This is a genomic window from Streptomyces sp. NPDC005820, assembly GCF_040630255.1.
Taxonomy (GTDB): domain Bacteria; phylum Actinomycetota; class Actinomycetes; order Streptomycetales; family Streptomycetaceae; genus Streptomyces.
On the sequence record NZ_JBEXXE010000030.1, the window covers coordinates 90,561 to 113,542 of the forward strand.

Genomic DNA, 22,982 nt, shown 5'->3' on the forward strand with positions numbered 1-22,982 from the left:
CCGGCCAAGAGGCGGGAGACGCTCCGACCGACGGGCGGGGGCGGGGCCGGCCGACGGGCGGGGCAGGTCCCGCCGAGGGGCGGTGGCGAGCCGACGGGAGCCGCTCCGGCCGAGAGACGGGGGCGGGGCCGGCCGACGGGCGGGGCAGGTCCCGCCGAGGGGCGGTGGCGAGCCGGTGGGAGCCGCTCCGGCCGAGAGGCGGGGGCGGGGCCGGCCGAGGGGCCGGGGGCGGGGTGTTGTCAGAGTCTGGTGCGACACTCGGAGCATGACCGGGAGGTGGGCTCTTGCACCGGCCGAGGACGGTGGCGTGGAGCTCGCCCCCCTCGGTCCGGACGGGCTGCCCGCCGGGCCGGTGCTGCGGGAGGCGGATCTCGCGCGGGCCGTTCGCGAGCGGCGCGATGTCACCCGCTGGGTCTGGCGTTCCACGGCCGAGGTGTACCCGCGCCTGCTCGCCACGGGGGTGCGGGTGGAGCGGTGCTACGACGTCGAGGACGCCGAGACCCTCCTCCTCGGCCACGAGGGACGGTACGGCGAACCCCGCTCGGCCGCCGCCGCCCTGGCACGGCTGCGCGGCGGCCCCGTGCCCCCGGACCCGCCGCAGCGCTCCGCCGCGCCCGGCGCCCAGGCCCAGTCCTCGCTGTTCGAACCCGGGTCCGTCCAGGCCGCCCCGCTGCCGCTGGCCGACCTCGCCGAGGTCTACGCCGAGCAGCAGCGGCGGCACGCGCGCGCGGAACACCCCGACCGGATGCGGCTGCTGACGGCGGCCGAGTCGGCGGGGATGCTGGTGGCCGCCGAGATGAACCGCGCGGGCCTGCCGTGGAGCGCCGAGGTGCACCGCGCGGTGCTGCACGACCTGCTCGGCGAGCGGTACGCGGGCGGTGGCGAGCCCCGCCGGCTGGCCGAGCTGGCCGAGGAGGTGTCCGCCGCGTTCGGCCGCCGGGTCCGCTGCGATCTGCCCGCCGATGTGATCAAGGCGTTCGGACAGGCCGGGATCCGGGTGAGGTCGACCCGCCGCTGGGAGTTGCAGTCCCTCGACCATCCGGCGGTGAAACCCCTCATCGAGTACAAGAAGCTGTACCGCATCTGGGTCGCCCACGGCTGGACCTGGCTGCACGACTGGGTGCGCGAGGGCCGCTTCCGCCCCGAGTTCCTGGCGCACGGCACGGTCACCGGCCGCTGGGTCACCAACGGCGGGGGCGCCCTGCAGATCCCCAAGGTCATCCGGCGGGCCGTGGTCGCCGACCCCGGCTGGCGGCTGGTCGTCGCCGACGCCGACCAGATGGAGCCCCGCGTCCTCGCGGCGATCTCCCGCGACCCCGGTCTGATGGACGTCGCCGGCCAGGAGAGCGACCTCTACCAGTCCGTCTCCGACCGCGCCTTCTCCGGCGACCGCGACCAGGCGAAGCTCGCCGTGCTCGGCGCGGTCTACGGCCAGACCTCCGGCGACGGCCTGAAGAACCTCGCCGCGCTCCGCCGCCGCTTCCCCCGCGCGGTGGCCTACGTCGACGAGGCGGCCAAGGCGGGCGAGGAGGGCCGGCTCGTACGGACCTGGCTGGGCCGGACCTGCCCGCCGGCGGCCGGCGCGGGCGAGACGGGCACCGAGGAGGCGGGCATCCCGGTCGACCCCGTCGCCCCGGCCGAGGGCGCGGAACCGGAGGAGGGGCGGACCTGGGTACCGGGGTACGCCTCCTCCGACGCCCGCGCGCGGGGCCGCTTCGCCCGCAACTTCGTCGTCCAGGGCAGCGCCGCCGACTGGGCGCTGCTGCTGCTCGCCGCGCTGCGCCGCACCTGTGCGGACATGACGGCCGAGCTGGTCTTCTTCCAGCACGACGAGGTGATCGTGCACTGTCCCGAGGAGGAGGCGGAGGCGGTCGTCGCCGCGATCCGGGAGGCGGCCGGGCTGGCGGGGCGGCTGACGTTCGGGGAGACCCCGGTGCGGTTTCCGTTCACGACGGCGGTGGTGGAGTGCTATGCCGACGCGAAATGATCACCCGGGCCGGCCGAGGAGCTCCCTGAGCTCGGCGACGACCGCGTTCTCGTCCGTCCCGTCCAGTGCCGCCAGAGCCGCCCGCCACTCCGCACGCGCCCGGTCCATACGTCCCTGCTCGCGCAGCAGCAGACCGTGCTGGTGCCGGGCGAGGCCGCCCGTGTAGTGGTCGGCGCGGGCGTCGGCGCGGTGCAGCAGTTCGGCGCACTCCCCCGCGGCGGGTCCGGTGCGGCCCAGCAGCCGCAGCGCCCGGACCAGACCCAGCCGGGTCTGCGACTCGCCGTGCCAGTCGCTGTGGCCGCCGAGGACGCGCAGGCTCTCCTCGAAGTGCGGCAGGGCGGCGGCCGGTTCGCCGAGGCTGAGGTGGGCGTAGCCGATGTTGCAGTGCGCCGAGTGCTGCACGATCACGGCGCCGATCCGGTCCCCGAGGGCCAGCGAGAGGCGGTGCTGCTCGATGGCGGCGCGCGGGTCGGTGTGCTCGTACAGATTGCCGAGGTGGCTGTGGGTGATGGCCTCGCCGTGCGGGTCGTTCAGCTGGCGCGAGTACCGCAGGCTCTGGCGCAGGGCCTCACTGGACTCCTCGTAGCGGCCGAGGCTCTCCAGCAGGAGCCCCCGGTTGTTGAGACAGCGGCGGATCCAGGACAGCCGGTCGAGCCGCCGCCAGATGGTCAGGGCACGGCCGTTGAGGGCCAGCGCGTCCTGGAGGCGGCCGGTCAGGAAGTGCAGACCGGCGAGATCGCCGAGGGCGTACGCCTCCGCCGTCGCGTCCCCGAGCCGCCGGGCCGTGCGCAGCGCGACCTGCCCGAGCACCTCCATCTCGGCGACCCGCCCCCGGCGCTGGAGGCAGGGGAAGAGGAGCCGGAGAAGCGTGGAGACGAGTGCGGCCTCGACGTCCCCGGCGGCGCCCTCGGCCAGGGCCGGCTCGACCAGGGCGACGATGTTCTCCAGTTCCGTCTCGGCCCAGACGAAGGCCTCCTCGGGCCCGGGGAACGCCGGCGCGCCCCGGACATACGCCGCGTGCGCGGGCGGCTGGGCCGGGGTGGGGCGGCGCCGGTCGTCCTGGTCGAGCCCGGGATCGAGAACAGCGGCGAGGGCGCGCTCGGCGAGGGCGGCGTACCAGTGGAGGGCGGTGGTGCGGGGGGTGGGGGCAGGGGCGGAGGTTGTCTTGCCGGGGGCGGCAGTCCCGGCGATGGCGGGCTGAGTGCCGGGGACGGCGGTTGCGTCGGCGGTGGGTGTCAGGTCGGGGACGGCCGTCTTGCCCGCAGCTGCTGTCGCGCCCGCGGCTGCCGTGGCGCCCGTGGCAGTCGCCGTATTGGTGGCAGCAGTCGTGTTGGTGGCAGCCGCCGCGCCGGTGACTGCCGTGGCGCCCGTGGCAGCCGCCGCGCCCGTGGCGGACGCCGTGTTGGTGGCAGCCGCCGTGTTGGTGGCAGCAGTCGCGCCCGTGGCAGCCGCCGCGCCCGTGGCAGCCGTCGCGCCCGTGGCAGTCGTCGTCGAGCCCGTGGCCGGCGTCGGGCCGTAGTGCGTCGCGAGTTCGCGGGCGAAGTCCCGTACGAGGTCGTGGGGTGCGTAGCGGCCGTAGGCCGTCTCCTCCAGGAGGGCCACGTCGACGAGGCGGTCGAGGGCGGCCTCGGCGCGGCGCTCGTCGGTGCCGGTGAGCCGGGCGAGCAGGGGGGCGCCGTACGAGGGCAGGTCCAGCGCGCCGACACGGCACAGGGCGAGGGCGGCGTCCCGGTCGGTCTCGCGCTCCGAGGCGGCGAGCGCGTCATGGGCGACGGCGAGGGAACGCCGGACGCTCAGGTCGTCGTACTCGAGGTGGTGCAGCCTGCCCTGAGTGGCGGTCAGCTGACCGGCGAGCGCGTCCGGGGTGAGGGCCCGGCGCGCGGCGAGGCGGGCGGCGACGATCCGGAGGGCCAGCGGGAGGCGGCCGGTGAGGTCGACGAGGGGGTGGTGTGCGTCGAGGCCGTCGGCGTCGTCCGCCTCGTCGCGGCCGGAGAGCGCCCGGAGCAGGGCGGCACTGTCCTCGGCGGACAGCGGCGCGAGCGGGAAGCGGCGGGCGCCGTCGAGGGCGGTGAGCGGGGAACGGCTGGTGACGATCACCGCGCAGCCGGATCCGGCCGGCAGGAGCGGGCGGATCTGGGCGGCGGAGGCGGCGTCGTCCAGGACGAGGAGGGTGCGGGTGGGCGCGAGGAGGGTGCGCAGCAACGCGGCTGCCGCGTCCGGGTGTTCGGGGATCCGGCGGGGCTCGGTGCCGAGGTCGCGGAGGAGGGCGGCGAGACCCTGGGGGGTGGGGAGCGGGGTCATGCCGGGGGTCGCGCCGTGCAGGTTGAGGTAGAGCTGACCGTTGGGGAAACGTTCCCTCAGGGCGTGGGCCACCTGCAGGGCGAGGGCGCTCTTGCCGACGCCGGCCATACCGGTGATGACGGCGAGGGTGGGGCGGCCGTCCGCCGACGGGGCCGTGAGGAGGTCGGTGAGGCGGCGGAGGGTGCGGTCCCGGCCCGTGAAGTGGGCCGGGGGTGGGGGGAGTTGCGCGGGGCCGGAGGGCGGTGGGGTGGGGGGTGCGGCGGCGGGGGCGGGGGCGTCGGTGTTGCCGGCCTCGGGGTCGGTCGGGGCCTCCGCGCGGGCCTGTACGTGAGCCCGTACGTCGGCTTTCGCGTCCAGTACCCCGCGCAGCACCTCCACATGGGCCTCGCGGACCGCCGGGCCCGGTTCGGCGCCGAGTTCCTCCACGAGGCGGGTGCGCAGGTCGCGGTGGACGGCGAGGGCCTCGGCCTGGCGGCCGGTGCGGAGCAGGGCGAGCATCAGCTGACGGTGGTACGCCTCGCGCAGCGGATGCTCGGCGGCCAGCGCCGTCAGTTCCGGGACGATGCGGGCCAGCCGGGCCGGCCGGATCGTGCCGTCCGCCCGGTGCACCTCACCGCCTCCGTCCGCTCCGCTGCCGTCGAGGGCGAGTTCGGCGTCGTAGCGCCACTCCAGCAGGAGCAGCCGGGCCTCCCGCAGACGGCGTACGAAGGCATAGCCGCCCAGGTCGGCGGGGAGGCCGCTGAGTGGCGTGCCGCGCCACAGCGCGAGCGCGGCGGCGCACTCGGCGACGACGCGCTCCCAGTTACGGGCGGCGTGCGCCCCGCGCGCGGTGGCGACGTGCCGCTCGAAGACATGGACGTCGAGTTCGCCCTGATCGACCCGGAGTTGGTAGCCGGGCGGCACGGCCCGCAGCCGCTCCGGGTCGTCGAGGAGGCGGCGCAGCCGGGTGACGTGGTTCTGCAGGGAGGCGTGCGCGGAGGCCGGGGGCGCGCCGGCCCACAGGGCCTCCTTGAGGGACTCGACGGGGACGATCCGGTTGGCGTCGAGGAGGAGAGCGGCGAGGAGGGTGCGGAGTTTGGCGCTGCGGATGGTCTCGTCGTCGGGCGCGCCCGGGAAGTGGAGGACAGGCGGTCCCAGCAGTCCGAACCGCAGCCCGTCCTGCCGCATCACGTCCGCCATCGCCTTTCCGCCCATGTGCAAACACTCGCGGCAGACCGTCTGACCAGCGACGACATGAGCACCCGTTGGCAATATGTTAGCGATCCGTTGGTGCCACCTGATGTGATCACAACATCGGAGCCGGCCCGACGGTGCGCGCGTGTGAACGCGATACTCGGGGGAGTGTCGCCGCCGCGGCCGGATCCGGGGGCGCGTCGGGCCCCGGTCGGCGGAGGTGAACGACCGGGGCCCGCGTCCTGTTTCTACGCGCGTACAGGTGACGTGAGGTCAGACGGCGTCAGATCAGAGGGCGTCAGATCAGAGGGCGTCAGGCCCGACGGCGTCAGGGCCGGACCGCGTGAGATCACCTGGCGTCGGATCAGATGACGGGCGGTCGGCCGAGGCGGGTGAGGTGCCATACCGTCCGCCACCGCATGGGCCGCCGGGGACCGGCCGACTTGCGCATGCCTTCCGCGAACCCGCCGAACCAGGCCTTGAGGCCGCCGAGCGAGCGGGTGCGCAGCAGGGTGACGGCGATCCACACGCCGAGGTGGACCGGGATGAGCGGCAGCGGCAGGTTGCGGCGGACGAGCCAGACGCGGTTGCGGGCGGTGACGCGGTGGTAGATGGCGTGCCGGGCCGGTGAGGTCTTGGGGTGCTGGAGCAGCAGCTCGGGGGCGTACAGGATCTTCCAGCCGGCGTCGGTGGCGCGCCAGGCGAGGTCGGTCTCCTCGTGCGCGAAGAAGAACTCGGCGGGCCAGTCACCGGTCTGGGCGAGCATGGGCATGCTGAGGGCGTGGCCGCCGCCGAGGAAGCCGGTGACGTATCCGCCCTCCATCGGGTCGGCGGCGCCGACGCGCGGGACGTGCCGGCGCTGGGTCTCGCCGTTCTCGTCGGCGATGCGGAAGCCGACGATGCCGAGGCGGGGGTCGGCGGCGTACAGATCGCGTACGCGGCTCAGTACGTCGGGGTCGACGAGCAGCCCGTCGTCGTCGAGTTCCACGACGACGTCGATGTCGCCGTACTGCCGGAGCCGTTCGAGGCCGACGTTGCGGCCGCCGGGGCAGCCGAGGTTCTCGTCGAGGTCGATGGTGGTGACCTCGCCGGGCAGGGCGAGGCGTGCGGCGAACTCGGGGAGCCGGCAGCCGTTGCCGACGATGACGATCCGGGCGGGGGCCAGATCCTGCTTGGCAACGGACTCCAGCAGGGCGTCGACCTCGGCGGGCCGGTTGCCCATGGTCACCACGGCAACGGCGATCCTCGGCTCCACCACGTCGCTCAACCTCTTCACTCCGTCCGGCCGACGACGGCACTCACCCGCGCTCCCGTCGCGCGACGCCCGTCATTCACCAAGATGTTGCCTCAGATACGGAGGTTGCCCGAACACCGGTTCACTTTGCGTCGCTTTTACGGCGATTTTCCCGCCTTCGGACGAACTTCAGCCCGGACCAGTCCTCCCCCAGCGCGGCGACCTTCACATCGACGACACCGAGGGGCAGGAAGAGGTCGCGGAGGCCGTTCTCGGTGAGGTCGCTGACGTGGCCGGCGGCCTTGCGGGGCCAGGCGATCCAGAGCATGGCGTGGTCGGCGAGGTCGTGGACGAGGCTTTCGCCTTCCGCGGCGAGATCGGCGTACGAGTGGTAGAAGGCGACGGTGATGTCGGCGTCGCGGGGGCCGCCGGGGGCGAGGTCGGTGTCGTCGGGGAGGTCGGGGACGGTCCAGCCGGACGGGGCGTGCAGCAGGCGCAGCCGGTGTCCCCGGCCCGATGTGATGCCGAGCTTCTTGGCGAGCGGGGTGCCGGAAGGGCCGCCGCCTGCGGTCGCGGGGGTGTCGTGCACGTTCTCACCGTAACCACCGGGCGGGGCCGCGCGCGGGGCCGCGGGCGGAAGAGGAGGCCGTGCCTTCATCGGCGGGAGGAGGTCTTGTCATCGGCCGGAGGAGGTCTTGCGCTCGGCTTGATCCCGACCCCTGCGCCCAAGGACGTGAAGGCGGCGTGGATGGATGTGGAGGCCATGCATGTGCGCGCGCAGAAGGGAAGACCCGACACCATCGATCCTGGCCAGTTGTCGCCGTACGGTCCACCGCTGCCGGCGGCAGCATGTTGCAACGGCCGTACCTTGCAAGGCCGGTGCGGCGCCGGGGCTCAGCCCGCCGAGACGAGCCCGGTCTCGTAGGCGAAGACCACCGCGTGGATCCGGTCCCGGAGCTGCAACTTGGCCAGAAGGTTGCGCACATGGGTCTTCACCGTGTGCTCACTGACCACCAGCGCGGCGGCGATCTCCGCGTTGGACATGCCCTGCGCGATACAGCGCAGGGTCTCCTCCTCGCGGGCGGTCAGCTGCTGGAGCAGGGAGCGGGGGCCGTGATTCCGGCTGCCCTCGTCGTCCGCGCCGGAGCCCGACGCCGACAGGGCGGCGGGGGTCCCGCCCGGGGCCGAGGGCGCGCCCGGCTGCGCGGGCCGCGCGTACTCGGCTATCAGCCGCCGGGTGATCGACGGGGCCAGCAGGGCGTCCCCGGCCATGACGACCCGGACGCCGTGCACGAGGTCGTCCCGCCGCACGTCCTTGAGCAGAAAGCCGCTGACCCCGGCCTTGAGCGCGGTGTGCACATATTCGTCGAGGTCGAACGTGGTCAGCATGATGACCTTGCAGTCGCTCTCCGCGCAGACCTGCTGGGCGGCGGTCAGACCGTCCATCACCGGCATCCGCACGTCCAGCAGCAGGACGTCCGGGCTGTGCTCGCGGACCGCGGCCACCGCCTGGGCCCCGTCCGCCGCCTCGGCGACGACCTCGATGTCCGGCTGCGCGTCCAGAATCATCGCGAATCCGGTCCTGACCAGTTCCTGGTCGTCGGCCACCACCACACGAATCGCCACGACACCTCTCCTTCCGCGGCGCGGGTCCCGCCGAACACGTGGCCCGCCTGTCCTCAGCTCAGTGGAAGCGTCGCCGCCACTCTGAAGCCGCGCCCGTCGGGGCCCGGACCGGCCTCGGCGCTGCCGCCGCAGGCCGCCGCACGCTCACGTATCCCGACCAGCCCCCGGCCGCTCCTGACCACGGACGCAGACCCTACCGGGCGCCGGCCGTCGCCGCCGTCGTCCTCGATCTCCAACCGCAGTCCGTCCTCGGCCCGTTCGAGCCGTACGCTCACCTTGCGGGCCGTGGAGTGCTTGACCACGTTGGTCAGCGCCTCCTGGATGATCCGGTACGCCGCCGAGTCCACCCCCGCCGCCAGCGGGGCCGTGCGCCCGCAGTCGTCGAGCCGGACGTCGATCCCCGCCCGCCGTACCCCCTCGACCAGCTCGGGCAGGGCGGCCAGGCCCGGCTGCGGAGCCGTCTGCGCCGTCTCGCTCGAGTCTCTCAGCACTCCGAGCAGGGCCCTCAGCTGGAACAGCGTCTCGCGGCCCGTCTCGGCGATGGAGTCGAAGGCGCGCTCCGCGCGGTCGGGCGCGGAACGGACCACGACCGGCCCCGCCTCGGCCTGCACCACCATCAGGCTGACCGAGTGGGCGAGGATGTCGTGCATGTCTCGGGCGATCCTGGTCCGCTCCTCGGCCGCCGCCTTCGCCGCCTCGGCCTCCTGCTCCCGCTCCAACTGCTCGGCTCTACGCGTCAGTTGCTCGTTGAGCTGCCGCTGTGTCCAGACCAGCGAGCCGAGCATCAGCGCACAGCCGAACGTCAGGATGCTGCTGAAGGCGCCGCCCAGCGACCGGGTTCCCACGACGGCTATGACCACGGTGGCCGCCGCGATCACCGCCCGGGTCCGGGGGGCGGTGTGGGCGGCCGCGGTGTACAGCGCGATCAGCGCGGCGAACTGGAACTGCGGCTGGATGGCGTGGGCCAGATGGCTGTACGGGCCGAGGGCCGCCCAGACCAGCACCATGCACAGCACGGGCGCCCGGCGCCGCCAGGGCAGCGGCGCGGCCGTCGCGACGGCGAGCAGGTACATCCACCAGGGCCAGGGGGAGCCGTCCGGCTGCCGGCTGGCGATCAGCAGGCGTACCGACACGGTCGCCGCGGTCAGGGCGAGCGCGGTGTCGAGCAGATAGGGGTTGCCGGTGGCGGTGCGGTACCACGACCGGGCCCATGCCACGGACGTCTGCGGGAACAGGGACAAGTCACGGCCTCCTGGCGGGCTGAACCGGGGGAAGCCTGGCCGATGGAGAACGCCCGGCGCAACGGCGAGGTACGGCTCGGGGGCGGCTCAGACGCCGCAGGCGTCGTCCAGGTCCTGGGAGTCCTTGTCGAGCCGCATCATGTCGGTCGTCAGGGCGGGCACGTCGGACAGCTCCAGGCCGTCCCCGTCGAACCGGGCGATCATCCGGTCGTAGTCGGCGGAGGTCTTCTCGAGCCCCTCCTTGACGTCCTTGTCCTCGGTCTTCGCGGCCAGGTCCTTGATCTCCTGCGAGAGGTCCTTCGCCTGCTTCAGGAACTTGTCGGGGTCGCTCACCGGGTCGGCCGTCAGCTTGCCGGACCCGCCCAGCACATCGGACTCCCCGCACGGCCAGGGCCCCTGCTGCCGGGCCACGACCTCTCCGACGGCCCATCCCGCGCCCACCGCCCCGAGGGACAGCACACAGGCGGTGGCGAGCCCGACGGCGTAACGGCGCTTCATGTCATTCCCCCTATCCGCCGCCCGGGACCTCCGGTTTCCGGCGTGCCACAAGGTTCGCCGATCACCCCCCTCGACCACATCGCTCCGCAGAGTGATCATCGCTCTCACTCTCCAGAGGTAGGGGGATGACAATCCAGAGGTAGGGGGAGGCGAACGGACTCACTCCCCCCGTACGCAGGCGTGCGCCGCGCGCCCTCGCCGCCGGTGCGGATCTCAGCTGCCGCGATGAGTCCCGGGGCCGGGCATACCCCGCCCGAGGGACCCGGAAGATCGCTCGGCTTGGCGATCACGCGGAGGCCTCCGGAGCCCACGATGACGAAGGCACCGCCCAGCAGGCGGTGACCCCACCCGCACGCCGCACCCCCCAAGGAGCCCCAGCCGTGATCCCCCGCACCGCCTTCCTCGGCGCCCCCCTGCTGACGTTCGCCTACGGAGTGATCCGGATCGTCGACGGTCTGGACGGAGTACGCGGTCCGGGCCTCGCCTGGACCGTCGGACATCTGGCCTTCATCACGGCCATGCCCCTGTTCACCGTCGCGTTCGGCGAGATGAGCCGCAGGGCGGGCAGCGGCCGCCTCGCCACCGCGCTGTCCACCGTCGCCACGACCGGCGCCCTGTGCCTGACCGCCCAGTTCACCATCGACGTGGTCGCCGGCGCGCTCACCGAGGACCACGACACGATGAGCGAGGCGATCGCCCGTGTCTCGGCACTGCCCGGGGTCTCCCCGATCGTCTACCAGGTGGGCCCCTACCTCTTCTACGGCGGAATGCTCGCCCTCGTCCTCCACCTGGCCGCGACCCGCCGCGTGAAGGTGTGGACCCCCCTCCTCGTCCTGTGCGACCTGCTTCTCCCCCTCCTCGACAAGGACTTCATCCCGCTCGGCGCCACCCTGCTCCTCGTCTCCTTCACCTCCCTGTCCCGCCGCACCCCGCCGATTACCGCGTCCCCTCTCCTACTGAGTACGCCTACTCATGCCAAGTCCCGCACCCCCGGGGACGATGAACGAACCGAGTCGACGAACCGGCGGGAGACGGGGGCATGGGCAGACTTCTGGGGGCGGTGGCGGCCGTCGTGGCGGCGGCCGGGGCGCTGGTCTTCGCCTACGTCGCGGGGGCGCCGCCGACCGTGGTGTTCGCGGTCGGGGCGGGCGTACTGAGCCTGCTGTGGCTGATGCTCCTGCTCACCCTCCCCTGGAACCTCTACTTCCGCGCGCATGCGGTGCTCGCCGAGATCGCGGTGAGCCGGGAGAAGGGGATGGAGATCTCCGAGGCCCGGGACGCGGAGGCGGCGCGTATCGCCCGCGTGATGCTCCGGGCGGCGGTGGCGGGCCACATCCTGACGGCGGCGGTCGTGGTCGCGGTCACCTGGGCGACGGGCGAGTTCACGGGCTACTGGTTCGCCGCGTTCTTCCTCCTGAGCACCTTCTTCCGCCCGGCCGGCGCCTACTTCGGCCAGCTCCGCCGCCGCCTGGGCACCCTCCTGAAGGAGGTCAAGTACCCGCGGGACGACGTCGTGGAGCTGCGCGCCCGGCTGGATCGCGCCGAGGCCGGGACGCGGGTCCTGGAGGAGAAGGCGGAGGAACAGTACAAGGCCCTCGCCGAACTCCGCCGCACCGTGGACGCGCTGGCCCTCAGCACCCACGACCGGGCCGAGGGCACGGACCGCCGAATCGCCGCGCTGGGCCGGGAGTTCGAGTCCACGGTGAACCGCCTCACGGACAACCAGGAGATCATCGCGGGAGTGAAGGCGTTCCTACGACTCCTGCGCTCCGACGACCTGACCGGCGGGGCGACGACCGGGGCCGGGGCTCCGCGCTCCGGGTGAGCGCGCGTCAGCCCAGGGCGAGGCCGTAGATACCGCCGGAACCGTGTGGAAAACCGGTGGAGCGGAGCCGCTGTGCGCCCTTACCGTGCTGTCGCCCCACGTCGTCCAGGCAAGGACATGCCGTTGTACACCCTGTGAGACCTCCCGAGCGCTGATCTGTCGCGCGTCGCACATGTGCGCCGCGCTGCTTCTTGCTGCGGATTCCTCACTGAAACCGGTGTACTTCTGTGCTCCATGTCTGGGTGGTCATGCCCACCTGCCTGCCTACCGTTCTCCGTCGCTGCCACGCGTGCGCGTCCGTGCGCTTCCGGGCCGACGGCAAGTTTCGCGTCAACGCCCACCACAAGCTTCTCGACGCCTGGCTCCTCGTGCTCTGTACCGGATGCGGAGACACGGCGAAGCTCACGTTCCTGGAGCGGACGCATGTGCGCTCCCTACGTCCCGAACTCCTGGACCGGATGCACGACAACGACCCCGCCCTGGCAGCCGAGCTGCTCCAGGATCCGACCGTGCGGCGCCGTAATCGCATCACCCTCGACTGGGCCGGCGCCTGGCGCCTCGACACCGGCGGATCGGATCACCTCGACCGCGAGGTGATCGACGTCTCGGTCCGCTTCGCGGCGCGGATACCCGTCCGCCCGGAGCGGCTGATCGCCGAGGGGTGCGCTCTTCCGCGGGCCGAGGTCGACAGACTGATCACGGAGGGGAGGCTCGTCTCGCCCGTCCGACTGAGCGGCAAGCTGTCCGGCGACTTCACCTTCACGCTGAAGCGCTGAGCTGTCCACGGGCCGACGGGCCCACGGGCCCGTCCGGCACGATCCGCCGGACGGGCCCCGGCCGACTCATCCGTCGGCGAAGAGGTCGTCGGCGGCGGTGGCGTGAACGGCACGCTCCGACCAGGTGGTGAGCTGCTCGAGATCGGTGCAGGCCTCGACGCGGTCGCGCACCTCACCGGGGACGTCGATGCCGCGCCAGCGCAGGATGTTCAGGACCATTTCGGCCCGCTCCTGGATCCGACCTTCTTCCCGTCCCTCTTCCCGGCCTTCCTCGGCCCACGGGTGGCGCCAGAAGTACTGCATCGCCGTCATCAGGTCTCTCCACATCTGCCGGGCCTGGGGGTCTGCCAGGCATGAATCGACGAACTGTGCGAGGGCCGCGGCGGTGTCGCGGTCCAGGGTCCGCAGGGCGGCTTCCAGCGATTCCAGTATCGCCGGGGCCTGGCGTCCACGGCCGTGTGTCATGGCCGAGAGCACCGCAAGGGGTGGATCTTTCTTGGCCTCCCGCTCGGTGGCGATCAGAGGCACGTTCTCCGGGCCGAGGACGAACGGCCGGACGGTGAGCGAGGGCATGCCGTGCACGCCGAGGTGGATGGGCTCGGCCGCCCAGCGGGCGGTGGCCCTGCTCTGGGTGACGACGATGTGGACGGGTTCGCCGCGGTACTTCTCGTGGAGATAGCTGAGGTAGTAGGGCCAGCTGCTGCGTTTACGCTCGTCCGGTTTTCCCTGTGATTCCACGACCAGGAGGTAGGTGCCGTCGTCGGTCTCGGCCCGCAGCAGGGTGTCGACGCGGCGTTCGACGGGCTCGATCTCGGTGAGGTCGACGTTCATGGCCGCGAAGTCACGGGGCTCGGGGAAGGGGATGTGCAGCGCCTCGTGCGACGAGCTGACCATTTACGCGGCCGCTCCCAGCTCGCACCACACCAGCTTGCCGCGCAGCCCAAGCCGGGAGAGGGGTTGCCACCCCCACAGGTCCGAGCAGGCCCGTACGAGGGCGAACCCGCGCCCGCTCTCGGCGTCGGTGAGCCTCGCATCGTCGCCGGTGAGGACGAGGACGGTGGGCTGGCCGCCCTCGTCAGCGATGCCGTACGCGCGGGGCGGGGCGTCTACTGCTGGGTCGCGTAGTTCGACGTCGGCCGCCGAAACCGCGCCGTCACACGCCACGCCACCATGTCATGGGGAACCGTCCGCCTCCTCCACCCATCTCTCGAACACCGGCCCGTTGGATCGGAATTCCGGTGGGAAGAACGGGCACCGCAGTGTTCCGTCGAGAAGACCCAGCACAATGTCCGGGGACGGTTGCTGGAGCAGTTGGAAGCTCAGTTGTCCCGCCTCGACGATGATCGTGGGCCATTCGTCAGGCGCGCCCACCGGAATCCAGAAGACAGAGTCGGCATTATCCGTCACCCCCCACTGGATCAGACGCGACGGATCCGAGTCGAATTCTGTCAAGGTCGACCGGATTTCGGGGATTTGCTTCCCGGCGAGAATCTCCGACGTCTTTCGGCTGCGCGCCCGAATGTCCAACCATGGATTCGGGCAGCCGTCCTCGTAGATCCAGAAGAAATCATTGAAACAACCTGGGCCGTAGACCTCCAGCAGGGCCGTGTAACCGGGCGGAAGGAGCTCGGCCGGCCCGCCCGGCCCCGCCCCGGCGGATGTGCCGGGGCGGCCATGCCTGGTGGATGGAGCCGGGCACAGGCGGATGAGCTCGTCCAGTGCGCTCATGACTGTCCTAGAAGTTCGGAATCAGCTTGTCGTACGACCAGCCGAAATCATCAACAGCCTCGATACGTACATGAGTTGCCCGATATTTGGCTGCACCGTAGACCGGAGTGACACTCATGATGATCGTCCTTCCGGTACTACGCACATGCTCTGCGATCTCATCCTCGGCGGACGAGATCGCGCCGCTGTTCTGATCCGCTCCTTGCGTGATGATATTCCGCATGTCGGTTCCGTCGCCACCGAACTGCCGGCCGATGAGATGCCCGCGGGAGTCACCTGCGCTCCCGCCACGGAAACCATGAGGCTTTCTGCCGTTGGGCTCACTGCCGATCAGGTTCGCCTTGGCGTCGTCCAATGTCTGCGGGGAGACCTCGGCGTAGGCCGCACCTCGTCGTCCGTCCTCGATCTCCGAGTACACCGGGCTGTCGCCGCAGTTGTGAACGAGGATCGGAGTGCTCCCCGCCAGCACATAGTACGTGTGCATCATGCTGACGGTGAGGTTGTAGACGGTGGCGTCCAGCGCCGTCCAGCGCTCGACCGCCGTGATCTGGACCAACGTGCCGGCGCTGGTGCGCAGCCACTCGCCCGACTTCAGGTCGGTCGCGTCGATCCAGTCACCGAGCTCCGGGACCCAGAAGGGGTGCTTGTCGGTCGCGGTGACTTCGGCGGTCTTGGAGCCCTTCTTGCCGTCGGTGTCGATGGTGACCTTGACCAGGTGCTTGACGCCCTTGCCGAGGATCTCGGCAGTGACCGTCTGCGCCCGGGTCTCGCCCGTCTCGGGGTCGGTCGCCAGGACCTTGTCGCCGGCCTTGACGTCCTTGATCTCCTTGGTGGAGCCGTCGGCCATCAGGACCTTGGTGTCCGGCGTGAAGCTGTTGGGCGTCGGGCAGCTACCGCCCTCGCTCCCGCCGGACCCGCCGCCGGAGTCCTCCTTGCCGGACCCGTTGCGCGACCCGCCGGACTTGTTCTCCGCCTTACCGCCGCCCGAAGACCCCTTGTGCTGGGCCTGCGTACGCGCCTTCGTCTGGACCGCGTTGCCGCGGGCGCCCTTGGAGCCGGTCTGTGCCTTCTTCTTGACCGCCTCCGCGGCCCGTTTCGCCGCTTCGCGTGCCTTGCGTTTGGCTTCGGCGGCAGCGGCTTCCGCCGCCTTCTTCGCCCTGATCAGCGCCGCCTTGGCGGCCTTGGCCGCCTTCATGCCGATCTCGGCCGCGCGCTTGGCCACCTTGAACGCCTTGACCGCGCTCATGGTGCCCTTGAAGGCGCGCCACATCTTCTTGCCCTTGGAGAAGACGCTGGTCCACGGAATGGCGTCCATCAGAAGGCTGCCGCAGGCCCACAGGTCGCCCTGGGTGAAGCAGCCGACGACGTCGTTCCAGCCGATGAACTCCTTGAACACGGCCCAGCCGGTCGCGAGGATCACATCGCCGATGGAGCGGTTCAGCGTCTTCTGGTACTCGGCGATCTTCGCGTCCAGCGCCGCGATCGACGCGTCGAAGCTGGAGGCCGAGGAGGTCAGGCCGCTCGGGTCCGAGTGGGTGACCGGGTTGTTGTTGGCGTACGAGTAGCCGTTCGCCTGGAGCGGGTCGCTGTCGTCCAGGACCGGGTCCGCCGAGATGAAGCGGCCCGTGCCGGGGTCGTATTCGCGGGCGCCCATGTGGGTCAGCCCGGTTTCGACGTCGTCGTCGCCCGTGTGGAAGCCGGTCTTCGTGCGCATGGACATGCTCACTGCCCGGTCCTCGCCCCACGGGTCCTTCTTCTGGGCCCGGACCTGCATCCCGCCGTCGAGGCGGACCTCCGCCAGCGGGGTGCCGTTGAGGTCGGTCGCCTGGGCGTACACGTGCTCGCTGACACCGGCCGTGTTGTTGACGCTCTCGCGGAAGCGGGTCACCGACGGGCCGCCGATGCCGGCGTAGGTGCGCTCGACGTACCGGACCTTGCCCGCCGTGGTCAGCGAGACCTTGGTGTCGGGCAGGTTCAGCACCGCGCCGGCGCTCGTGCGCTCCAGCAGGCGGTTGCCCATCGCGTCGTAGACGTACGTCGTCTTCGAGGCGGGCTTCCACAGCTGGCCGGCCACGGTGGAGTTGCAGGCCGCGAGGGTGAGGTCGGTGCCGACCGTCGACGCGGAGGCCGCCAGGCACAGGCCCGTCGAGACGTGCTTGACCTGGCCGGTGCTCAGGGTCTGCCAGCGCTGCGCCGCGACCGCGTTGTCACAGGCCTGGATCAGGGCTGCCGCGCCGGACGCCGTGCCGTTGGGCTGGACACAGCGTCCACCGACCATGAGCTGGCCGATCGTGCCGTCCTCGACCGTGCCGTTGCTGTCGGTGTCGGACGCCTTGAGGCGGAACTGCTGCGACTTGTTGCCGTTGCAGACGTAGATCTGGATGACCGTGCCGACCGTCGTGCTGCCGCCCGCGAGGTCCATGCACTGGTCGCCGACGCCGATCCAGGCGCCGGAACCGTCCGCGCCGAAGCCCGTGACGGACTCGACCTTGCCGTCCCAGGTCCAGGTCATGGTCTGGGCGGTGTCGCCGCCGGTGGAGCGGGTCTCCATCTGGCCTGCGGCGTCGTAGGTCTGCGTCGAGCGGGTCTTGACGGCCGCGCCCGCCGCCGTGGTCGACGACGCGGTGTACGAGGTGAGGGTGTGCGGCTGGTCGTTCTTCGCGGTGTCGCTGGTGCCGTAGAGGTAGTCGGTGACGACGTCGCCCTTGGTGTCGCGCACCCCGGAGGTGAAGGTCGGGTCGGCCTTGTACGCCGTCTTCTTGGTGCGGTTGCCGAGGACGTCGTAGTCGTACGACTGCCAGTAACCGGAGTTGTTGGAGGAGACGTTGACCGTGTTGTCGGAGTAGACCGGCTCGGCGGTCGTCTTGCCGGAGGCCACGCAGGCGCCGCCGCCCGGTGTCGTCCAGGCCTCCTTCAGCTGGCCCAGCACGTCGTACTTGAAGCACTGCTGGTCGGTCGTGGTGCCCATGCGGTCCGCGACCGAGAGGACGTTGCCCGACGGGTCGTAGCCGTAGGAGCGCTTGCTGACCTCGCTGCCGGGCACGACGGCCGTGTCGGGAGTCGCGGCCTCCCGGATGAGCCTGCTGGTCAGCAGCTCACCGGTGGACTCGTTGAAGGTGTTCTCCTGCCACAGCCGGTGGCCCTGCTCGCCGATGGTGGAGCGGAGCACCTGGCCGTACGGCGAGTAGGAGGCCTCGGACGTGTACCAGTCCTTGCCGGAGACGGAGGTCGGCAGACCCGCCTCGTTGTAGCGGGTGACCACGTCCTCGGCGTCGAGACCGCCGGCCGCCGGAGCCGTGTAGGTCTCCACCTGGCCGTCGTCGTTGTACTTGTACGAGTAGGTGTATTGGGTGGCGAAGCCGTCGGCGGTCAGGCCCGCGGTGGAACCCGGCGGCAGGGCCGTGGTCATGCCCGTGGGCTGGTAGTCGGCCGTGTAGCCGCCGATGGTGGTGGTGTACGCCTTGCCGTCGGTGTAGCGGGTCGCCGAGGTGAGCTGGCCCTTGCCGCCGGTCGCGCCGTCGTAGGCGTAGGTCTGCGCGAGGGTCGAGGTCGTGGAGCCCTTCGGGGTGACCTTGACCTGCTCGACGCGGCTCAGTCGCTCGTACGCGTACGAGACGGTCTGGCCACCGGCGTCGGTCGCCTTGTCCACCCGGCCGTAGGCGTCGTAGTCGGTGTGCGTCGCGCCCGCGTCCGGGTCGGTCGTGTCGGTGACCCGGCCCAGCGCGTCGTACTTCCAGGTCCGCGTGTTGCCGACGTCGTCGGTGCTGGTCACCATGTCGCCGCGGAGGTCGTACTCGTAGCTCGTGCTGATGGCGCCGGCCTCGGTCAGCGCGGTGTCGCTGAACGTGTCCTGGCGGGTGGTGCGGCCCAGCGCGTCGGTCCACACCCGGGACGCGGGCGTGCCCTTCGGCTGGCGGACGACCGTGTAGTCGAGGGCGTACTCGTAGCGGGTGCGGCGGTCGGTGGTGGTCACCGTCTTGCCGGCGTTGGTGAACGACTCACCCGTCTGCGGGTAGGAGCTGTGCACCGGCGTGACCGTCAGTACGCGGCCGAGACCGTCGTACGTGTACGAGGTCGCGTTGGGGACCAGCGACTCGGAGGCGGGGACGACCAGCTCGGTGCCCGGGTCACCCTCCATGTAGTAGGCGTTGCGGGTGTAGCGGACCTGGCCGGCGCTGTTGTGGAGCGTGTCGGTGATCAGCCGGCCGCCGCCGACCCCCGGGGTCTGCGTCTGCCGCTCGCGGCCCAGGCCGTCGTAGATCGTGGTGGAGGACTCGTACTTTCCGTCGCCCGCCGCGGTGCTCGGGTTGTCGGAGAGGGACTCCGTCACCACCGACACCGGCTTCTTCAGGTCGATGTTGTACGTGTACTTGACCGTCGGGTCGTCGGTCGCGGTCTGGGTGGCGTCCCAGGCGGCGACCGCGCGGCCGAGCGGGTCGTACGCGTACGACGTGGCACGGTTGTTGACGTCGGTCGCCGTGATGGTGGTGCCGCGGCCGGGCTCCAGGACGGTGGTGTCGGTGAAGCCGGCCACGACGGCGCCGTCGACGACCTTGTTGCCGGTGACCGTCTGGATCTTGTAGACCTGCCCGCTCGACGGCGTGTAGGTCGTGGTGTTGTACACACCCGTGGGGTCGGTGACCTTCGTGACCCGGCCGGTGGAGTCGTACTCCGTCCGCGACTCGGGGTTCGTGGTCTCCCAGCCGGTGCCGGCGCCGGTCGGCGCCTCCGTCCTGGTCACCAGACCCTTGGTGGGCGTGGCGGTGGACGAGGTCGCGCCGTCGTAGAACATGCGCGAGGCGCTGACCATCGTGGACCCCGTCGAGCTGGAAAGGTCCGTCGAGCAGGTGCTGGTGCCGGTGGTCGTGACGGTACGGGCGACCAGGCCGATCAGGTAGTTGGTGCCCGAGGTGTTGTCGACGTACGAGGTCATGGTGCACGACTCGTCACCGGAGACGGCCGTGTCGCCGTACTCACGGACCTTCGTCGGCAGACCGTACGTGGAGTCGTACTCGGTCTCGGTGGTTATCGTGTGCAGCGTCAGCCCGTCCGCTGCCTTGCCCGAGGCCTTGGAGATGGTCGACGTCTTGCCGAGCGTGACCCGCTCGGAGATCACGTCCGGGCCGTCGGTGCGGTTGCGGGTGGCCAGCCGGACCGGGGTGTCGGGGTAGTTGACCGTGCGGGCGGTCCAGCCGGTGGTGGTGTCGGCGGACGTGTCCGGGTAGGTCAGCGACTCGGCGACCATGCCCGCGTACGCCTTGCGGTCCTCGCCGAGTGACACGCCGGTGACGTCGGTCATCCCGACGGAGCGCTTGACGTCGTCGGACGCCTTCTCCGGGGTGTCGTCGGAGAGCACGTCGTCACTCATGCCGCGGAAGTAGCGGGTGACGGACTTGGAGGCGACGCTGCCGCCGACGGCGTCCGTGGTGCCGGTGGTCGTGGTGACGACCGGGTAGCCGCGGAAGTCGTCCCAGGTGCGCTTCTTGGGGCGGGAGAACTCCGACTGGCTCTTGGCCCACAGCGCGCCGTCCACGGCGTCGCCGTCGGTCTCGTACTTGTACGTCGTCACGATGTCCTGCGCGTCGGCGAGACGCGGGAACTCGGTGATCTTGTCGACGAGGTACTTGTGGAACCAGGAGATCCGCTTGTCCTCCAGCTCACCGTCGGCATGCCAGTACGCCGGGTAGCAGAGGGAGTGGTTCCGGTCGATCGTCGGACGGTCGGCGCCGGTGAGGCACTTGCCCTCGGGCGCCTTGTAGTCGACGTGGGTGCGGCCGCCGTACTCGGAGACGACGTCCTGGATGCGCAGCCGCGCGAACAGCGGGTTGGTGTCGGAGGAGCCGTTCTTGACGCGGTTGGGCAGCGGGTTCTCGTTGTGACCGAAGGAGACCGGGTTCAGGCGGTCGGTGGAACCGTCCACGGCGTAGCCGGTGCGGGAGATGGACTCCAGCCAGAGCGCGGTGTACTCACCGGTCAGGTTCCACGGGAAGGACTGCTTCAGGCCCCAGGAGTCGACCTTCGACAGCGAGGTCGTGGTCGCCGAGTCGCCCTCCAGGCCGCAGGCGTTGCGCTGGCCGGTCTCGTTGCCGTCGGCGTCCGAGGTGTACTCGGTCAGCGTCACGCCCTGCTCGCGCTGGGTGCAGGCGTCGACGGAGGCGAGGCGCTTGCGGGACCAGAAGGTCGGGGCGTACGTCGTGCACTTGCCACCACTCGCGCAGGCGAGGTCGGCGGGGGTGTCGAACCAGGGCCGGGTCTGGTCGGACTGCTTGGAGTCGAAGTTGGTGTTCGAGCACGCCACGTTCAGGGCGGGGTCTTCGAAGCAGCGCTCGCGGGCGTTGAACTTCACCCGGCCGAGCGGCTCGTCGGAGAAGAGCGTGGTGGCGCGCTGGCCGTAGTCGATGTGGGAGAGGTAGCCGCCACGGTCGTAGGAGACCGCAGGCTTCTCCTTCATGTTGCGCGCGTAGGCGTTCTTCTCCTTCTCCCACCACAGCGACATGGCGTTGCCGGTGGTGTCCACGACGTAGTCGAGCTGGAAGCGCCAGCCCTGGTCGCAGAAGGAGTCCGCGAACTTCGCCGCGTAGCAGGGGTCCTCGGAGTGGTTGCCGGCGACCGGGACGTTCAGCACGGACTTGGTCTCGGGCTTGCCCGAGGTCCAGCCGGGCAGCCGGTTCAGGCCGAAGTAGTACTGGGTGCCGTCGTCGGTGGTGATCCGCCAGAACTCACCGTTGTTGTCACCGTTGCCCGAGCCGTCGATACCGGTGAGGGCCTTGTAGTCGGCCGCGTCGAGCAGCTCCACGCGCATGTTCTCGCCGCGCGCGCCCTTCCACTGCTTGGTGGTGTCGTCGCGCACCAGCTCGGTGGTGGTCCCGTTGAGGGAGAGGACCGCGTTGTACGAACCCCAGCACTGGTCGCCGGTGAAGTGCTTGGCGTTGTTGGCATCGGCCGTGTCGGCGGCGCAGCCCACGAAGGTGCGGGTGATCGAGCCGGGGTTGTAGTCCCAGCCCTCGCCCACCCAGGAGACCTGGTTGTTGGTGGAGGACGTACGGCCGTCCGAGGTCTGCGAGTTGTAGCTGAGGGTGACGTTGGGCGCCGGACCGGCCGGGACCTGCGGGGCCGCCATCGTGTACGAGTAGCTGAACGCGCCGGAGGAACCCCCCGCCGTCCAGGACCCCGCCGAGACGATCGGGCTGGCGGAGAAGTCGCCGCCCGCGCCCGCGCCGTAGGAGCTGCCGACGAGGAGACCGCCGCCGGAGGAGTCGGCGATCTGCCGGACGGCGCCGGCCGCGTCCGCGTGCCACACGGCGGAGTCGACACTGCCCGCGTCCCTGCTCACCGCGGTGTTCGCGGTGGACTGCGCGGCGGCGACCGACGCGAGGTCGGCGGTGTCCAGGGTGACGTTGACCAGGGTCTCGGGCACGTCGGCGGTGGAGTCGGTGGATCCCGTGACCTCGTCGGCGGCGCCGTCCTCACCGGTGTCCGCCTCGGAGCCCGAGGAGTCACCGGCCTCCAGCGGCACCTCGACGGTGTCGCCGGTGCGCTCGACCTCGGTGGTCACCGGGACGCCGGTGGAGCACTCCTCCAGGTCCGGCGTCGTCGCGTAGCAGGCCGGCATCAGCGTGAAGGAGAGCCGGTCCAGCCACTGCGCGCTGTAGGTCTCGGCGAGCTTGGTGGCGTCGATGGAGACGACCGCGTCACCGGTCGCGGTGTCGGGGGCGTCGACCGCGAGCAGGAAACCCTGGGCGCCGTTCGCGACGGCGTCCGCCTCGGGCGCGGCGGCGACACTCCACTGGCCTTCGAGGGCGTCGGCCTGCGCGGGGGTGGCGCCGTCCGGGGCGCCGACGCCGATGGACATCGTCCCGTCGGCCGACTTCGCGACCTCGGTCGTGCCCCCCGCCGTCACGTTGTCGACGGCCTTGGTGCCGGAGGCCTCGGGCACCTCGGCCACCGCGGCCGGCGCGTACGCCCGCTGCGGATCGGTCGTGGCGGAGCCGGAGAGCTCCTCGAGGTTGTCGGTCAGCGTCTCGTCGACCGGGACGGCGTCCGTCTCCTGCAGGTCTTCGAGCTCGACGGTCGTACGAGGATCGCTGGGCCCGAACGCCAGGGCGCTGGGCAGCAGGGTGACGTTGAGGGCGAGAACCAGCCCGGCGATGACGCCGACCCGTGTTCTGCGACGGACCAGGCGTTCACGTGGCGATCTCGCCAGCGAACCCCTGCCGCACCAGGACAGCACCGTGTGCACGGCCAAGTTGACCCTTCCCCCGTCACAACCCATCAGAAGTGCTCGTACTGATGGCAGTTGGTGAGCAATGACTTACGGACCGAGCACGAAAATAAAGACATCGTGAAGATCCGCGTCAAGGTTCCCTGAATCTGTGTTAGCTATCTCACTGATCAAAATCAGACAAAGAACGGCAAAGAAACGCTCCAGGCGTCTTTGCGCGGCTGTTGCCAACACCATGTCGATCAAAGGGTGTTGATCTGGCCGGGAAGAGCTGTTCATACTCCAACCGCCCAATCCGGCGCGTCGCGCGCTCGCCACGGCCTGTCACCAGGCCTTGAGGGCACACCGGAAGAGCCATGCCGCGGCGGCGCC

Annotated in this window: 13 protein-coding genes and 1 pseudogene; 4 read left to right on the forward strand and 10 right to left on the reverse strand. The window is 71.2% G+C overall.

Going from position 1 to position 22,982, the window contains the following annotated elements; genetic code table 11:
- Positions 1-265: 265 nt before the first annotated feature.
- Positions 266-1,987: a bifunctional 3'-5' exonuclease/DNA polymerase gene (locus ABZ464_RS32665; protein WP_359282902.1), complete on the forward strand. Its 1,722-nt coding sequence runs from the start codon at positions 266-268 to the stop codon at positions 1,985-1,987.
- Here ABZ464_RS32665 and ABZ464_RS32670 read toward each other — a convergent pair whose 3' ends face one another.
- The 6 genes from ABZ464_RS32670 to ABZ464_RS32695 form a co-directional block, all read right to left on the reverse strand.
- Complete coding sequence (locus ABZ464_RS32670; protein ID WP_359282965.1) at positions 1,988-5,455, reverse strand: BTAD domain-containing putative transcriptional regulator; 3,468 nt, start codon at positions 5,453-5,455, stop codon at positions 1,988-1,990. It lies immediately after the preceding gene.
- Between the two features lie 370 nt (positions 5,456-5,825).
- Positions 5,826-6,719 (reverse strand): glycosyltransferase, encoded by an 894-nt coding sequence (locus ABZ464_RS32675; protein ID WP_359282967.1) that lies wholly within the window; start codon positions 6,717-6,719, stop codon positions 5,826-5,828.
- Positions 6,720-6,837: 118 nt separating this feature from the next.
- Entirely contained in the window at positions 6,838-7,284 is a 447-nt protein-coding gene (locus tag ABZ464_RS32680; protein ID WP_359282905.1) for a DUF3052 domain-containing protein, read from the reverse strand.
- Between the two features lie 305 nt (positions 7,285-7,589).
- The gene (locus ABZ464_RS32685; RefSeq protein ID WP_359282907.1) at positions 7,590-8,321 is read right to left on the reverse strand and encodes a response regulator transcription factor; all 732 of its coding nucleotides are present in this window, start codon (positions 8,319-8,321) and stop codon (positions 7,590-7,592) included.
- Positions 8,322-8,374: 53 nt separating this feature from the next.
- Entirely contained in the window at positions 8,375-9,562 is a 1,188-nt protein-coding gene (locus ABZ464_RS32690) for a sensor histidine kinase (RefSeq protein WP_359282910.1), read from the reverse strand.
- Between the two features lie 87 nt (positions 9,563-9,649).
- Positions 9,650-10,060, reverse strand: coding sequence for a hypothetical protein (locus tag ABZ464_RS32695; RefSeq protein WP_359282912.1), 411 nt, complete (start codon positions 10,058-10,060; stop codon positions 9,650-9,652).
- 380 nt (positions 10,061-10,440) lie between these two features.
- Here ABZ464_RS32695 and ABZ464_RS32700 point away from each other — a divergent pair, with 380 nt between their 5' ends.
- From ABZ464_RS32700 to ABZ464_RS32710, 3 genes are all read left to right on the forward strand, one after another.
- A complete protein-coding gene (locus ABZ464_RS32700) occupies positions 10,441-11,217 on the forward strand; it encodes a hypothetical protein (protein ID WP_359282914.1) in 777 nt (258 codons plus the stop codon).
- The gene (locus ABZ464_RS32705) at positions 11,100-11,885 is read left to right on the forward strand and encodes a hypothetical protein (RefSeq protein WP_359282916.1); all 786 of its coding nucleotides are present in this window, start codon (positions 11,100-11,102) and stop codon (positions 11,883-11,885) included. The genes ABZ464_RS32700 and ABZ464_RS32705 overlap by 118 nt, the downstream gene beginning before the upstream one ends.
- A gap of 227 nt (positions 11,886-12,112) precedes the next feature.
- A complete protein-coding gene (locus ABZ464_RS32710; protein ID WP_359282918.1) occupies positions 12,113-12,661 on the forward strand; it encodes a DUF1062 domain-containing protein in 549 nt (182 codons plus the stop codon).
- 66 nt (positions 12,662-12,727) lie between these two features.
- Here the strand turns inward: ABZ464_RS32710 and ABZ464_RS32715 are convergent, their stop codons facing one another.
- From ABZ464_RS32715 to ABZ464_RS32730, 4 genes and pseudogenes are all read right to left on the reverse strand, one after another.
- A complete protein-coding gene (locus tag ABZ464_RS32715; protein ID WP_359282919.1) occupies positions 12,728-13,555 on the reverse strand; it encodes a hypothetical protein in 828 nt (275 codons plus the stop codon).
- A pseudogene (locus tag ABZ464_RS32720) lies at positions 13,556-13,687 on the reverse strand (ATP-binding protein); the annotation flags it as partial. It lies immediately after the preceding gene.
- A 147-nt stretch (positions 13,688-13,834) separates the two neighbouring features.
- The gene (locus tag ABZ464_RS32725) at positions 13,835-14,389 is read right to left on the reverse strand and encodes a hypothetical protein (protein WP_359282921.1); all 555 of its coding nucleotides are present in this window, start codon (positions 14,387-14,389) and stop codon (positions 13,835-13,837) included.
- Positions 14,390-14,396: 7 nt separating this feature from the next.
- Positions 14,397-22,628 (reverse strand): polymorphic toxin-type HINT domain-containing protein, encoded by an 8,232-nt coding sequence (locus ABZ464_RS32730; protein WP_359282970.1) that lies wholly within the window; start codon positions 22,626-22,628, stop codon positions 14,397-14,399.
- Between the last annotated feature and the right edge of the window lie 354 nt (positions 22,629-22,982).

Bases quoted from the DNA above. Each gene is read 5' to 3' on its own strand.
- ABZ464_RS32665 (WP_359282902.1), top strand. From the start codon at position 266: ATGACCGGGAGGTGGGCTCTTGCACCGGCCGAGGACGGTGGCGTGGAG.
- ABZ464_RS32670 (WP_359282965.1), bottom strand. From the start codon at position 5,455: ATGCGGCAGGACGGGCTGCGGTTCGGACTGCTGGGACCGCCTGTCCTC.
- ABZ464_RS32695 (WP_359282912.1), bottom strand. From the start codon at position 10,060: ATGAAGCGCCGTTACGCCGTCGGGCTCGCCACCGCCTGTGTGCTGTCC.
- ABZ464_RS32705 (WP_359282916.1), top strand. From the start codon at position 11,100: ATGGGCAGACTTCTGGGGGCGGTGGCGGCCGTCGTGGCGGCGGCCGGG.
- ABZ464_RS32715 (WP_359282919.1), bottom strand. From the start codon at position 13,555: ATGGTCAGCTCGTCGCACGAGGCGCTGCACATCCCCTTCCCCGAGCCC.
- ABZ464_RS32725 (WP_359282921.1), bottom strand. From the start codon at position 14,389: ATGAGCGCACTGGACGAGCTCATCCGCCTGTGCCCGGCTCCATCCACC.